Genomic DNA, 12,647 nt, shown 5'->3' with positions numbered 1-12,647 from the left:
CCCCAAGCGAGTACGTTGATGCGCCGGTGCTGCCCTCTCCCGCAAGGGAAGAGGGCGCTGTATCGCGCAGCGCTGCGCTCAGCGAACTCATCCGAGACTTTGACGGTCAACACTTGAACATCGTCATCTCCGCCCGACGGGCATTTCCCGCATACAGCCCATGCGCAAACTGCCCGTCGTGTTGGTTTGTCGCAGCCATCCGCCCTTGCCTCGTCGGGCAAATCAACACGATGGTCTCGTTCGGCCCACCTCATGCAGAGGGACGTACGCGTCGTCACGATACGTGGAGGTGGGCTGCGATGGACGTGACGGCTGTGCCAGACGAGCGCAATCGGCACGGACGGCGAAGTCGTGTGGTCCTGGCCTCTCGACGCTGAGGTCAAGTTCGCGGCCGGTGCTTGACGGCGCGCGCGGGCGATGGGGGCAAGAACGCCGATCCCCAGGGAGAGCACGAAGGACACCGTTAAAACCAATCGCGCGGGGAAGGCTGGGATGTTCCGGCCAAACCTGTGGTGACTGCCGCCTGCTTTTTTTCTGCAGGCGGGCCATGGGGGCGGCAGGCTCCCGGCCTTCTCCGCGCCCTCTCGTATTTCGGAGGGGAGATGATCGACGCATCACTCGGGCACGACGTGCCGCGGGAAGGCGATCACATGTCTGCAGGCGGTGCGGCGGAAGCTGTGAGCGAAACCACCCGCTGTCGTCCCGGCCTCGAGCCGGGACCCATAACCCCGGGGAGAGGTTTGAGGCACGATGCCCATCGATCTCGCCCAACCACATCCGCCGCGGCGTATGGGTCCCGGCTCAAGGCCGGGACGACGGGGCTGTTAGTCGCCGGAGCGTTGATGCCGCAACTACCTGATCGTGATCGCCAGACCCGAGAGATCGACGTTGGCCAAGAGCCCGATCTGCTCGCCCGAGAGCTCCAGCACGGCGCCCTTCTGGTTGGTCAGCACGATGCCGCGCACGCCGCGGCCGACGGCGAGGCCGGCGCCGGCGGCGCCGTAGACGCCCTCGACATCGGACGGACGCCAGATGTTGCTGACGCGGCCGCGCAGCACGGTGCGCGAGCCGCCGAACACGAGGCCGTAGTCGATGCCGCCGGTGGACAACGGATAGGCGCGGCCGTGGAAGTTCAGCACGCCGCTGCCGCCCGAGCCGCCGATGATCCATCCCGCCTTGTAGATGGTCAGCGTGATGAAGCCGCCATCGGCGCGCGCCGTAGCAGGCAGGATGGCGCCGGTCGCGGCCACGAGCGCCACCAACAGGCCCCGAAGCAAGGATGCAATTTTCATGGATGAAGTCTCCAGCGAGGTGAATAAGGACTGCGCGAGCTCAAGGTTTTTCGATGGCCACGCCTCACGATCGTGCCCACCAAGCGAATCGATCGGGCCGAATTTAGCCGTTTGCGCGGCAGCGTGCATGCACCGCCGCCAGTGTGTTCGAAATGCCGCCATCACCGAGCGCGGTCCGCGATCGAACCGGTTCCCTGGAGATCGACACCAAGGGTTGGTCGGGCGCAAGGCCCGGTCCAGCCGCCCCGCGCCACACGGCATACGAGGACGGCGCATCATCCGTGCAAGTCATTTGAGGAGCCTTACTGATGAAACGCATTTCGCTGTTGTGCGCCACCGCCGCCATTGCCGCGGCCGCACTGTCCGCTGCGAGCCCCGCCAGCGCGTCGCCCTACCATCTGATCCGCTGGAACGACACCGGCTTCTGCCAGGTGTGGGACAATGGCGTGCCGACCCGGCCGTGGCCCGCGAACTATCAGTCGATCAGCACAGCCGTGCCGAGCGTCATCGAGGCGCTGGCGATGAAGGAGCAACTCATCCGCCGCGGCCATTGCAGGTTCTGACGGCGCCCGCTCTCCCGCCCGACCGGACGGAGGGATTGCGGCCCTCCGTCCAAATGGGTCCAGACCCGCGCGAAACCAAGGCGATTTCGGGGTATTTGGCCGTGAAAGAGCGGCCGAAGGCCGGTGTTAAGGCCCCGTTAACCTTGTCCGACCACGGTGATTTACGGGCTGGATGTTCAGTTGGTCTCGATGTTTTCGCGCCGTTTTCCCTGGCGGCGCGGGCGTTGATCGGGAGGAGTTATGTCGCAAGAGTTGTCAGCCGATGCCGCAAGTCCGTCACTCGTACCGCTCGTCATGCCACCGCCGCCCTCCGCGGCGGAGGTCCTGCCGCTGTTGATCGGCACGCCCCTGTCGGAGATCGAGCGCGAGCTCATCGTTCAGACATTGGCGCGCTGCAACGGCAATCGCACCCACGCCGCGCGGCTGCTCGGCATGCCCGTGCGCACCTTGCGGAACAAGATCCGCAGCTACACGGCCGACGGCATCGCGGTGCCGGCCTACTCGGCCTGAGCCAACGGCGGCCACGCGGTATCCCATCGCGTGGAACTCATCAGGATGCGACGCCGATTGATGTTGATCAGTCGGCCTCGCAGCCTTGCTGCAATTGCTGCGATCGTCGCGGCTCTGTTAGGCTTCGCTGCGAATCACAGGTTTGTAGCGGAGTTGCGGTAGTGGCGAAAAATCCGGCCGGACGCGGCCTGCAGGGCCCCGTGGGTCCACGTGGCCCGCAAGGGCAGCCGGGACGGCGCGGGCCGGATGGTCAGCGCGGCAAGCCCGGCCCTGACGGCAAGGCCGGACCACAGGGCAAGCCCGGTCCGCAAGGGCCGCGCGGCGAGCAAGGTCCACCCGGCAAGCCGGGCCCCGAGGGACCGCGTGGCGAACAAGGACCGCCGGGCACGCTGCCGACGATCGATCAGCTGATGCCCTGGCTCGAGCAGATCTTCGCCGCCTATGACGACTACAAGCGCAACAGGGATCGCGAGGCGCATGAGCGCGACGCGCAGCTGATCGCCGTGCGCGACATCTTCGCGTCCACCGAGCACGACGAGGCGCTCGAGGAGGCGTTCGAGGACGACGATCCGCACGAGATCGACGTGCCGAAGAAGAAAAAGAAGAAGCACAAGAAAAAGAAGAAGAAGAAGCACGGCAAGCACGCCGACGACGACCACGCTGACAACGACCACGCTGACGACGACGGGTTCTGACGCGCGGTCTGCCGGCGGCGCGCGGTCTCAGGACCGGCCGAACCTGATCGCCGAGCGCTCGCGCGCCTTGGCCGCCTCGACCTCGCGGTCGCGCGGCGGCGCCTGGGTCTGCAGCGAGGCGAGCAGCCGCCGCGCGGCGTCGGCGACCTCCTCGACCGCACGTGCGAAGGCGGCCTCGTTGGCCTGCGACGGCGCATTGAAGCCGGAGAGCTTGCGCACGAACTGCAGCGCCGAGGCTTGAATCTCAGCCTCCGTCGCGGGCGGCTCGAAATTGAACAGCGTCTTGATGTTGCGGCACATGGCGGGAACAATCCGGTGCTGAACCAAATCGCCGAACGTGCTATCATGCCCCGGACGCGGCCGCAAAGAGCCGTGCGTTTTGCAGGGGAAACACACATGCTTCGACCGTTCGCCGCCGTCATCGCCGCCTTGGTGGTCTTTTGCGCGCCGTCCCGCGCCGCCGACTATCCCGCCCCGAAGCAGGGCGATATCGTCCTCAAGGACTTCAAGTTTCACACCGGCGAGACATTGCCGGAGCTGAAGCTGCACTACACCACCGTCGGCGAACCGACCGGCCAGCCTGTCCTGGTGCTGCACGGCACCGGCGGCTCCGGTGCGAGCATGCTGGTGGCCCCGTTCGCCGGCGAATTGTTCGGCAAGGACCAGCCGCTCGACGCCACGAAGTACTACATCATCATCCCCGACAGCATCGGCCACGGCAAATCGTCGAAGCCGTCCGACGGGCTCAAGACCAAGTTTCCGGCCTATGACTATGCCGACATGGTCGATGCGCAGCACCGGCTGCTGACCGAGGGTCTCGGGATCAAGCATATCCGGATGATCATCGGCAATTCGATGGGCGGCATGCACAGCTGGGTGTGGGCGACGCGCTATCCGGACTTCATGGATATCGCGGTGCCGATGGCCTCGCAGCCGACCGAGATGGCGGCGCGCAACTGGATGCTGCGCCGGATCATGCTGGAGACGATCCGCAACGATCCCGACTACAATGGCGGCAACTACACGACACAGCCGCGCATGATGAAGTATGCGGTCGCAGCCTATGGCACGGCGACCGCCGGAGGCACCATGGCCTATCAGCTCGCGGCGCCGACGGCGGCCAAGGCCGACAAGATCGTCGAGGAGCGGCTGGCCCAGCCGGTCCCGAGCGACGCCAACGACTTCATCTATCAATGGGAGTCCTCGCACGACTACAATCCATCCGCGGACCTCGACAAGATCAAGGCCACCGTGCTGCTGATCAACTCGGCCGACGACGAGCGCAATCCGCCGGAGACGAACGTCACCGCCGAGGCGATGAAGCGCGTCAAGAACGGCAAGGTGCTGCTGATCCCGGCCTCGGCCGAGACGCGCGGCCATCTGACCACCGGCAACGCGAAGTTCTACGTCGAGCCACTGCGCGAGCTGCTGGCCACGACGCCGCAGCGCGGCATGTAGGCTTAAGAAGGAGTCGGGAATGCGCGGGATCGTGCTGGCCGTTCTGATGCTCGGCTCACTGGCCTCTGCGCCCGTGGCGCTCGCAATCGACAACGGTCAGTTCGACAACGTGCCGCCGGACGTGCGCGCCTGGTTCAAGAGCGTGATCGCCCCGAACGGCGTGCCGTGCTGCGACGTCTCGGACGGCCACCGCACGACCTATGACGTCCGCGACGGCACCTATTGGGTGCCGATCGAGGGGCGCTGGATGGCGGTGCCGGAACGCGCCATCATCCGCGACCGCGGCAACCCGATCGGCGAGGCCGTGGTGTGGTATGTCCATCACCGCGGCGACATCATCATCAGCTGCTTCGTGCCGGCCGATGCGGTGTGAGGCGAGCCTTGTGAGGTCAGCCCCTGGAAACGGCGCATGACGGAAAGCTTGCGCGACGACAGAACCCGCACGGTCATGCGCTGGCTGATGGCCGTGCTCTATACGGCGGCAGGCGTGGCGCATTTGGCAATCCCAGAGCCGTTCCTGCGGATCACGCCGTCCTTCGTTCCGTTCGCGCCGCAGGTCATTTTGTTGACCGGTCTCTGCGAACTCGCCGGTGCGGTGGCGCTGGTCACCAGGCCGCTGCGGCGCTGGGCGGGCATCGGCCTCGCGGCCTACGCGATCTGCGTCTGGCCTGCGAACTTCAAGCATGCGATCGACGGCATCGACCTGCCTGTTCTCGGCAGCAGCTGGCTGTATCACGGCCCGCGGCTGGCGTTTCAGCCGGTGCTCGTCTGGTGGGCGCTCTACTGCGCCGGGGTGATCGATTGGCCGTGGCAGCGCAGGGCCTAGCAGAGAGACGATGTCAACAGGAGGCCGGCCGTGAGCGACCCAACCAATCCTGATCTTGCCGCGATCTATCCGCCGCCGAACCCGCGCGTCATCGCCAAGGTGCGACCCGCGCTCGACGCGCACAGCCGCAAGTTCATCGGGCTCTCGCCGTTTTGCGTCATTGCGACCTCGGGCAATGAGGGTAGTGTCGACGCCTCGCCACGCGGCGGTCATCCGGGTTTCGTTCACATCGATGGTGATCGGCGCCTGCTGCTCCCGGACCGTCCCGGCAACAACCGGCTCGACACGCTGCGCAACGTGTCCGAAGGCTCCGGCCGGGTGCAGGTGATCTTCTTCGTCCCCGGCATCAACGAGACGCTGCGGGTCGGCGGCACGGCGTCGCTGTCGACGGATACGGAGCTGCTGGCGATGCTGGAGGAGTTCGGCAAACCGCCGCGCTCGGTGCTGGTGATCGAGGTGCAGGAGAGCTACTTCCATTGCGGCAAGGCCGTCATGCGCTCCAAACTGTGGTCGCAGGACGCGCAGGTGCCGCGTTCGGCGATGCCGAGCATCAGCGAGATCATTCATGATCAGACCGCGCTCGGCACGCCCGAGCCCCAGGAGGTCACCGACGCGCGCTGGCGCGATCAGCTATGAGAATGCGATCCATTCGCAAACTCATGTCAGCTTCGAGTCATCTTTCTTGGTCCATCGGTGGCGCGCTCGCGCTCGTGAGCCCACATCTTGATGCAGCTCAGCAGTCGCGGAAGCGATCTGAGCTAGTTGAAAAATGTCGTTGAAGCTGGAAACGATCGCAGTCGATGCCCGTATCCGTCCGCGCCATCCCTCTTGCGACGCCCCGCCGTCTGGCGGGCGCGCTGCTCCTGATTGCCCTGTGCACGACACCCGGTGCGGCGTCGGCCGAAGACGTGAAGCTCACGCCGGCGCAGGCGCAGAGCCTCGGCATCCGCGTCACGCATCCCGTTTCGAGCCGGAACGACATGACGCTGCCCTACCCCGCGCAGATCGTGATTCCGACGCCGCAATTATGGGTCGTCAGCGCGCCGGTGTCCGGCATGGTCACCAACCTGGCGGTCGCGCGCGGCGATCGCGTCAGTGTCGGACAACCGCTGCTGACGCTCGAAAGCCCGAGCTTCGTGTCTCTGCAGCGCGAATACCTGCATGCGCTCGCGCAGGAGGTCCTCGCTGCCCAGCAGTTGAAGCGCAACGCCGACCTGTTCGAGGGCAAGGCGATCCCGCAGCGCGTTCTGGAATCCAGCCAGGCCGAGGCGCGCCAGGCCAGCATCGTGGTCGCCGAGCGGCGGCAGATGCTGCATCTCAGCGGCCTCTCGGACGAGGCCATCACGCGGCTGACCAACGAGGCGGCGATCAGCGCAACGCTGACGGTGAACGCGCCGCAGGCCGCGTCCGTGGTCGACATCGTGGTGTCGCCGGGCCAGCGCATGGAGCAGGCCGCACCGCTGGTGAAGCTCGCACGGCTGTCACCGCTCTGGGCAGAGATCGCGATTCCCGCCACCAACATCGGCGCCATCAAGACCGGCGCACGCGTCGACATCGACGGCTATGCCACGCCCGGTCGTGTCATCCTGGTGTCGGAGACGACCGACGCCGCGACCCAGACGATCCTCGTCCGCGCCGAGATCCCCAACAATGGCGAGCTGCATTCGGGGCAGACCGCGGCGGCGCGCATCGGCTTCATCTCCGCCGGCGAAAGCGCCTGGGAAATCCCCTATAGCGGCCTGGTCCGGCGCGGTGAGCAGACCTCGATCTTCGTCGCGATCGAAGGTGGCTTCCGGCAGGTCCCAGTGACGCTGCTCGCCGAGGACCAGGACCATGTCGTGGTGTCCGGGCCGGTCTCCGACAAGGACGAAGTGGCGGTCGGCGGCATCTCGGCGCTGCGCGGCATCCTCTCGCGGCTGGGGCAATGATGCTGCACCGGCTGGTCGCCTTCGCGCTGGCGCAGAGACTGTTCGTCCTGCTCGGCGTGCTGCTGCTGGTCGGCGCCGCGGCCGTCTTCCTGCCGAGCCTGCCGATCGATGCCTTCCCGGACGTCTCGCCGGTCCAGGTCAAGGTCATCATGAAGGCGCCGGGCCTGACCCCCGAGGAGGTCGAGCAGCGCATCACCGTTCCGATCGAGCTCGAGCTGCTCGGCCTGCCCAACAAGAAGATCCTGCGCTCCACCACCAAATACGCGCTCGCCGACATCACTGTCGATTTCGAGGACGGCACAGATATCTACTGGGCGCGCAATCAGGTTTCGGAGCGGCTTTCGAACATCTCTCGCGACTTCCCCGAGGGCGTGAGCGGCGGGCTGGCGCCGATCACGAGCCCGCTCGGCGAGATGTTCATGTTCACGATCGATAGCCCGGAGCTGTCGCTCGCCGAACGGCGCAGTCTGCTCGACTGGGTGATCCGGCCGGCGCTGCGCACCGTGCCGGGCGTCGCCGACGTCAACGCGCTCGGCGGCTACGTCCGAGCCTTCGAGATCGTGCCGCGCAACGACGCGCTGGCCGCCCGCGGCATTTCATCCGAGCTGTTCCGCAAGGCGATCGAGGCCAACAGCCGCAACGACGGCGCCGGCCGCGTCAACCAGGGCGAGGACAGCGCCCTGGTGCGAATCGAGGGCAGCATCCGCGGCATCGACGACATCAGGGGGATCGTCGTCGAGACCCGCGACGGCGTCCCGATCCGGGTCAGCGACGTGGCACGGGTGAGAATCGGCGCCCTGACCCGCTATGGCGCGGTCACGACCGACGGCAAGGGCGAAACGGTCGAAGGCCTCGTGCTCGGACTGCGCGGCGCCAATGCCGGACAGCTCGTGCGCGACGTGCGCACGCGGCTGGAGGAGCTGAAGCCATCACTCCCTGCCAGCGTCAGCATCAACGTGTTCTATGACCGCAGCCGCCTGGTCAACCGCGCCGTCGGCACCGTCGTGCGGGCGCTGGGCGAGGCCACGGTGCTGGTCGTCGTGCTGCTGCTGCTGTTCCTGGGCAATTGGCGCGCCTCGCTGGTGATTGCGCTCAGCCTGCCGCTCGCGATCGTGATCGCGCTCCTGGTGATGCGCGCGGTCGGCATGTCGGCCAATCTGATGAGCCTCGGCGGACTTGCGATCGCGATCGGCATGCTGATCGATGCGCTCGTGGTCGTAGTCGAGAACATCGTCGGCAATCTCGGCCGGCACGAATCCGGCAAGACCACGCCCCTGGTCCACATCGTCTATCGCTCGGTCTGCGAGGTGCTGCAGCCGGTCGCCTCCGGGGTGCTGATCATCATCATCGTGTTCGTGCCGCTGCTGACCCTGCAGGGGCTGGAAGGCAAGCTGTTCATCCCGGTGGCGCTCGCGATCATCTTTGCGCTGGCGGCCTCGCTGCTGCTCGCGCTGACGGTGATCCCGGTCGCGACGTCGTTCGCGCTTCGATCGGCGTCCCATCAGGATCCGCTGCTGATCCGCGCGGCGCAGCGCGTCTATGCGCCCGCGCTCGGCTGGGCGCTCGACAACGAGCGCAAGGTGATCGTGGTCGCGCTGCTCGGCCTCGTTGCCGCCGGTTATGGCTACACTCAGCTCGGCAAGACCTTCATGCCGACGATGGACGAAGGCGACATCATCGTGAGCGTGGAGACGCTTCCCTCCGTCAATCTCGACGAATCCCTCGCCATCAACGCGCGGCTGCAGACGGCGCTGATGAAGGTCCCCGACATCGCCGGCATCATCGCCCGCACCGGCTCGGACGAGCTCGGTCTCGACCCGATGGGGCCGAACCAGACCGACACGTTCCTGGTGCTCAAGCCCGCCGACCAGCGGCAAACCCATAGCCGCGACGCCCTGCTGCAGAAGCTGCGCGAGGTGTTGACCGATTTCCCGGGCATCTCGCTGAGCTTCACCCAGCCGATCGACATGCGCGTGCAGGAGATGATCAGCGGCGTGCGCGGCGACGTCGCCGTGAAGATCTTCGGCCCGGACATCGCCACGCTCAACGACGTCGCAGCGAAGCTGTCGACGATCCTCTCGAGCATCGATGGCGCGGAGGATGTCTACACCACGCTGAACGAGGGCGCGCAGTACTACACGGTCACGGTCAACCGGCTGGAGGCCGGTCGTCTGGGCCTGACGGTCGATTCGATCGCCAACTCGCTGCGCACCCAGATCGAGGGCCGGACCATCGGCACCGCGCTCGAGAACGGCAGGCGAACGCCGATTCTGGTGCGCGGCAGCGAGACCACCCGCGAGGCACCGACCCTGCTCGGGATGCTGCCGCTGACGCTGGCTGCCGGACAGCACGTCGCCTTGTCGCAGGTCGCGCGCATCCAGCGCGTCGACGGTCCGGTCAAGATCGACCGCGAGGACGGCAATCGCATGAGCGTGGTGCGCAGCAATGTCCGCGGCCGCGACATGGTCGGCTTCGTCCAGGCGGCCCAGCAGAAGGTCGCATCCGAGTTGCAGCTGCCTGCCGGCTATCGGCTGACCTGGGGCGGACAGTTCGAGAACCAGCAGCGCGCTGCCGCGCGGCTTTCGGTCGTCGTTCCGGTCGCGATCGGGCTGATCTTCGTGCTGCTGTTCACCACGTTCGGCTCCGTCCGTCAGGCTCTGCTGGTGCTCGTCAACATTCCCTTCGCCCTGATCGGGGGCGTGTTCGCGCTGGTCTCGACCGGAGAATATCTCTCGGTCCCTGCCTCCGTGGGCTTCATCGCGCTGCTCGGAATCGCCGTGCTGAACGGCGTCGTGCTGGTCTCGCACTTCAATCAGCTGCGGAGCCATGGGCTTTCGGAGCAGCGCATCGTCGTCGAAGGTGCGCGGCGCCGGCTGCGTCCGGTGCTGATGACGGCCAGCATCACCGCGCTGGGCCTGATCCCGCTGCTGTTCGCCACCGGGCCGGGATCGGAGGTGCAGCGTCCGCTGGCGATCGTCGTGATCGGCGGCCTGCTGTCGTCCACCCTGCTGACGTTGATCCTGCTGCCGATCCTGTATCGCCGCTACGGCGCGGCCGCAAAGGAAGCGTGATGATGAATCAAGCGGCATGCCTGACGCTGACCGCACCGCGCGAGCTGCGCGACGAGCTGTTCGACTACGTGAACGATCAGACTGATCTCGTGACGGGCTTCACCGCCTCGGATGCGGCTGGACATGGCGCACGCATCCGGCTGCGGACCGCCGCGGAACAGGTCAAGGGACATGCGGACGAGATCGTCGTGCGGATCGTGCTGCAGGAGGCGGATGTCGGGCGGCTGCTGGAGCGGCTCAGGACCGCGTTTGCGGGAACGAAGCTCGTCTACTGGGTGGTGCCGGTGACGGAGTTCGGCATCATCGACTGAGCGCGCCTCGCTCTCAGCCTGCGCCGGTCAGGCGGTCGATTCAGGGTCCGGTCAACAGCCCCGAATCGACCTCGCCCCAAATGAGACCGCCGCCTTTTCGCGCGTCAGTGCTCGCTCTCGAGCCCGCCGACGTGCTTCTGGGTGTAGAGCTCGAGGCCGATGCGGCCGATCAGATCGAGCTGGGTCTCGAGGAAATCGATGTGATGCTCCTCGTCCTTCATCAGCTGCTCGAACAGATCGCGCGACACGTAGTCCTTGACGCCGTGGCAATAGGTTGCGGCTTCCTGATAGAGCGTCCGCGCGCCGATCTCTGCGGCGAGATCGCACTCGATGATCTCCTTGACGTTCTGACCGATGCGCAGGGGATCGAGCACCTGCATGTTCGGAAAGCCGTCGAGGAACAGGATGCGGTCGGTGAACTTGTCGGCGTGCTCCATCTCCTCGATGGATTCCTTGCGCCAGACCTTGGCCATCTCGAGAAGGCCCCAGTTGTTCAGCAGGCGATAGTGCAGCCAATACTGGTTGATGGCAGTCAGCTCGCTGCGCAATCCCTTGTTGAGATATTCGATGACCTTGGGGTCGCCCTGCATAGATAAGCTCCGAAAAGTTAGAGGCCGCAGGCGCTCAATAACAGGTTCGAAGTGCGGAGACGACCCCCGTTCATGTGCATTTTTGGGGCTTGAGCAGGCGAGATTGGAGGCAGTGGCCCGTTAGCAGGCCGCCAGCGCAAACCGGCTTTGGAGGTCATCGTCGGCCGCCTGGACGGATGCGTGAGCATGGTCGTGGGCGTGTTTGCAACCCGCCTGGCAGGCACGCGCGCAGGGCCCCAGCGCCTCATCGATGATGGTCTTGATGGTGCGCGCGCACCGACCACATTCCGCGCTGCAGCCGAGGCAGCCATAGACCTGCTTCGGGCTCCGCGGCAATTCGTCCGCCGAGGTCACCGCCTTGCGGATGTCGTGATCGCTGATGACGTTGCAGGAACAAACAATCATGAGAAACCGGCCAATCGTCCTTGGTCAGCTATCGATAGTCATCAGCTCCTGGCGGCGCAAAGGGAAAACGGCGCTTTTGAAGCTATTCCAATCTCGTAAGCTAACTAGAACGAGTCTAACTACGCGACGTTGCTGCAGATCAAAGTCGCGGCCGAGATCCCTCAATCACCGCCTCCTCCGTCACCTCCGCCGCCATCTCCACCACTGTCACCTCCGCCGTCGATCGGGTTCCCCATCACATCGGTTGCGGTATTTGAAAACCAATTGCCGAGATTGAATCCGGAGCCACTGCTGGCATCGAGGCTGCCGCCGTCCGACGACCAGCGCCGGGAGCCCTGCCGGCGGCGGTCGTTCAGCACCAGCAGCAAATAACCTACGGCCGAGGTCAGCCCGACGGCCACAGCGATAACCAAAGCGACCGTCATGGCATTGATGCCGGATCGAATTTTGTGCAACGCACCATTGAACGCCTCCTCAAGATGGGACGTCCAATGGGACGCGCCCGTTCATTGATCATTCAAGCGGGATATGGGAACCTGTCGCATCGCTTGATGCGCCATCTGTCGACCTGGACTGAGAAAGGTGAGGTCATGAAGAAGACTCTTGCGGCCCTGGCCGCCGTCGCGACCCTGTCGACTGCCGCGCTGGCCCCGGCCCCGGCGGAAGCGCGCAACGGGCGTGTTGCGGCCGGCGTCGCGGCCGGACTGATCGGCGGCGCGCTCATTGGCGGCGCGATCGCTGCGGGCAGCAATCCCTACTACTACGGGCCCGGATACTCCTACTCGCCCGGCTATTCCTACGGACCCGGCTACTCCTATTACGGCGGCCCGGCCTACGTGGCCGATCCCGGCTACGCCTGCTATTGGCAGCGCCAGCGCTTCTGGGACGGCTACGGCTGGCGGATTCGCCGCGTGCGCGTCTGCGAGTGAGCGTTCACCTTCATTAATTCCATGACCTTGCACCGGAATTTCGGATGACGCCGGCCGACTTGGCCAGAA

The 12,647-nt window shown here is 65.8% G+C and carries 16 protein-coding genes; 11 read left to right on the top strand and 5 right to left on the bottom strand.

The window, feature by feature from the left end; genetic code table 11:
- Positions 1-851 precede the first annotated feature (851 nt).
- Positions 852-1,292, bottom strand: coding sequence for a hypothetical protein (locus BRAO375_RS13870; protein ID WP_009028099.1), 441 nt, complete (start codon positions 1,290-1,292; stop codon positions 852-854).
- 308 nt (positions 1,293-1,600) lie between these two features.
- On the opposite strand from BRAO375_RS13870, the gene BRAO375_RS13865 reads away from it, so the two are divergent.
- The 3 genes from BRAO375_RS13865 to BRAO375_RS13855 all read left to right on the top strand — a co-directional run bounded on the left by BRAO375_RS13865 (position 1,601) and on the right by BRAO375_RS13855 (position 3,060).
- Entirely contained in the window at positions 1,601-1,855 is a 255-nt protein-coding gene (locus BRAO375_RS13865) for a hypothetical protein (protein WP_009028098.1), read from the top strand.
- Positions 1,856-2,095: 240 nt separating this feature from the next.
- A complete protein-coding gene (locus BRAO375_RS13860) occupies positions 2,096-2,365 on the top strand; it encodes a helix-turn-helix domain-containing protein (protein ID WP_008964980.1) in 270 nt (89 codons plus the stop codon).
- Between the two features lie 161 nt (positions 2,366-2,526).
- Entirely contained in the window at positions 2,527-3,060 is a 534-nt protein-coding gene (locus BRAO375_RS13855) for a collagen-like protein (RefSeq protein ID WP_009028097.1), read from the top strand.
- A gap of 27 nt (positions 3,061-3,087) precedes the next feature.
- Here the strand turns inward: BRAO375_RS13855 and BRAO375_RS13850 are convergent, their stop codons facing one another.
- A complete protein-coding gene (locus BRAO375_RS13850; RefSeq protein ID WP_009028096.1) occupies positions 3,088-3,360 on the bottom strand; it encodes a DUF2277 domain-containing protein in 273 nt (90 codons plus the stop codon).
- Between the two features lie 96 nt (positions 3,361-3,456).
- Here BRAO375_RS13850 and BRAO375_RS13845 point away from each other — a divergent pair, with 96 nt between their 5' ends.
- From BRAO375_RS13845 to BRAO375_RS13815, 7 genes are all read left to right on the top strand, one after another.
- Positions 3,457-4,518, top strand: coding sequence for an alpha/beta fold hydrolase (locus tag BRAO375_RS13845; RefSeq protein WP_009028095.1), 1,062 nt, complete (start codon positions 3,457-3,459; stop codon positions 4,516-4,518).
- A 19-nt stretch (positions 4,519-4,537) separates the two neighbouring features.
- Positions 4,538-4,891, top strand: a complete 354-nt coding sequence (locus tag BRAO375_RS13840) for a hypothetical protein (protein ID WP_009028094.1) — start codon at positions 4,538-4,540, stop codon at positions 4,889-4,891.
- 36 nt (positions 4,892-4,927) lie between these two features.
- Positions 4,928-5,344 carry a DoxX family protein gene (locus tag BRAO375_RS13835; RefSeq protein WP_009028093.1) on the top strand — a complete coding sequence of 139 codons (417 nt, stop codon included), beginning with the start codon at positions 4,928-4,930 and terminating at the stop codon, positions 5,342-5,344.
- Between the two features lie 30 nt (positions 5,345-5,374).
- On the top strand, positions 5,375-5,980 hold the full coding sequence (locus BRAO375_RS13830) for a pyridoxamine 5'-phosphate oxidase family protein (RefSeq protein ID WP_009028092.1): 606 nt from the start codon (positions 5,375-5,377) through the stop codon (positions 5,978-5,980).
- A gap of 164 nt (positions 5,981-6,144) precedes the next feature.
- Positions 6,145-7,272: an efflux RND transporter periplasmic adaptor subunit gene (locus BRAO375_RS13825; RefSeq protein ID WP_009028091.1), complete on the top strand. Its 1,128-nt coding sequence runs from the start codon at positions 6,145-6,147 to the stop codon at positions 7,270-7,272.
- Positions 7,269-10,343: an efflux RND transporter permease subunit gene (locus tag BRAO375_RS13820; protein ID WP_009028090.1), complete on the top strand. Its 3,075-nt coding sequence runs from the start codon at positions 7,269-7,271 to the stop codon at positions 10,341-10,343. The genes BRAO375_RS13825 and BRAO375_RS13820 overlap by 4 nt, the downstream gene beginning before the upstream one ends.
- The gene (locus tag BRAO375_RS13815) at positions 10,343-10,654 is read left to right on the top strand and encodes a DUF3240 family protein (protein WP_009028089.1); all 312 of its coding nucleotides are present in this window, start codon (positions 10,343-10,345) and stop codon (positions 10,652-10,654) included. Before BRAO375_RS13820 ends, BRAO375_RS13815 begins: the two co-directional genes overlap by 1 nt.
- A gap of 104 nt (positions 10,655-10,758) precedes the next feature.
- Here the strand turns inward: BRAO375_RS13815 and bfr are convergent, their stop codons facing one another.
- From bfr to BRAO375_RS36280, 3 genes are all read right to left on the bottom strand, one after another.
- Entirely contained in the window at positions 10,759-11,244 is a 486-nt protein-coding gene (bfr, locus tag BRAO375_RS13810; RefSeq protein ID WP_006615586.1) for a bacterioferritin, read from the bottom strand.
- A 120-nt stretch (positions 11,245-11,364) separates the two neighbouring features.
- On the bottom strand, positions 11,365-11,649 hold the full coding sequence (locus BRAO375_RS13805; protein ID WP_035640246.1) for a (2Fe-2S)-binding protein: 285 nt from the start codon (positions 11,647-11,649) through the stop codon (positions 11,365-11,367).
- Between the two features lie 161 nt (positions 11,650-11,810).
- Positions 11,811-12,074 carry a hypothetical protein gene (locus BRAO375_RS36280; RefSeq protein ID WP_009028088.1) on the bottom strand — a complete coding sequence of 88 codons (264 nt, stop codon included), beginning with the start codon at positions 12,072-12,074 and terminating at the stop codon, positions 11,811-11,813.
- Positions 12,075-12,239: 165 nt separating this feature from the next.
- Between BRAO375_RS36280 and BRAO375_RS13800 the strand changes: the two genes are divergently transcribed.
- Positions 12,240-12,578 (top strand): hypothetical protein, encoded by a 339-nt coding sequence (locus BRAO375_RS13800; RefSeq protein WP_009028087.1) that lies wholly within the window; start codon positions 12,240-12,242, stop codon positions 12,576-12,578.
- Positions 12,579-12,647: the final 69 nt, after the last annotated feature.

Origin of the sequence: Bradyrhizobium sp. ORS 375, assembly GCF_000239775.1 — a bacterium.
Classification (GTDB): domain Bacteria; phylum Pseudomonadota; class Alphaproteobacteria; order Rhizobiales; family Xanthobacteraceae; genus Bradyrhizobium.
This window is presented reverse-complemented; position numbering and strand designations above follow the sequence as displayed.

What these genes read in the sequence shown, in the direction of transcription:
- bfr (WP_006615586.1), bottom strand. Translation starts at nt 11,244, where the DNA reads ATGCAGGGCGACCCCAAGGTCATCGAATATCTCAACAAGGGATTGCGC.
- BRAO375_RS13865 (WP_009028098.1), top strand. Translation starts at nt 1,601, where the DNA reads ATGAAACGCATTTCGCTGTTGTGCGCCACCGCCGCCATTGCCGCGGCC.
- BRAO375_RS13850 (WP_009028096.1), bottom strand. Translation starts at nt 3,360, where the DNA reads ATGTGCCGCAACATCAAGACGCTGTTCAATTTCGAGCCGCCCGCGACG.
- BRAO375_RS13805 (WP_035640246.1), bottom strand. Translation starts at nt 11,649, where the DNA reads ATGATTGTTTGTTCCTGCAACGTCATCAGCGATCACGACATCCGCAAG.
- BRAO375_RS13825 (WP_009028091.1), top strand. Translation starts at nt 6,145, where the DNA reads ATGCCCGTATCCGTCCGCGCCATCCCTCTTGCGACGCCCCGCCGTCTG.
- BRAO375_RS13800 (WP_009028087.1), top strand. Translation starts at nt 12,240, where the DNA reads ATGAAGAAGACTCTTGCGGCCCTGGCCGCCGTCGCGACCCTGTCGACT.
- BRAO375_RS36280 (WP_009028088.1), bottom strand. Translation starts at nt 12,074, where the DNA reads ATGACGGTCGCTTTGGTTATCGCTGTGGCCGTCGGGCTGACCTCGGCC.
- BRAO375_RS13870 (WP_009028099.1), bottom strand. Translation starts at nt 1,292, where the DNA reads ATGAAAATTGCATCCTTGCTTCGGGGCCTGTTGGTGGCGCTCGTGGCC.
- BRAO375_RS13835 (WP_009028093.1), top strand. Translation starts at nt 4,928, where the DNA reads ATGACGGAAAGCTTGCGCGACGACAGAACCCGCACGGTCATGCGCTGG.
- BRAO375_RS13815 (WP_009028089.1), top strand. Translation starts at nt 10,343, where the DNA reads ATGATGAATCAAGCGGCATGCCTGACGCTGACCGCACCGCGCGAGCTG.
- BRAO375_RS13860 (WP_008964980.1), top strand. Translation starts at nt 2,096, where the DNA reads ATGTCGCAAGAGTTGTCAGCCGATGCCGCAAGTCCGTCACTCGTACCG.
- BRAO375_RS13840 (WP_009028094.1), top strand. Translation starts at nt 4,538, where the DNA reads ATGCGCGGGATCGTGCTGGCCGTTCTGATGCTCGGCTCACTGGCCTCT.
- BRAO375_RS13845 (WP_009028095.1), top strand. Translation starts at nt 3,457, where the DNA reads ATGCTTCGACCGTTCGCCGCCGTCATCGCCGCCTTGGTGGTCTTTTGC.
- BRAO375_RS13820 (WP_009028090.1), top strand. Translation starts at nt 7,269, where the DNA reads ATGATGCTGCACCGGCTGGTCGCCTTCGCGCTGGCGCAGAGACTGTTC.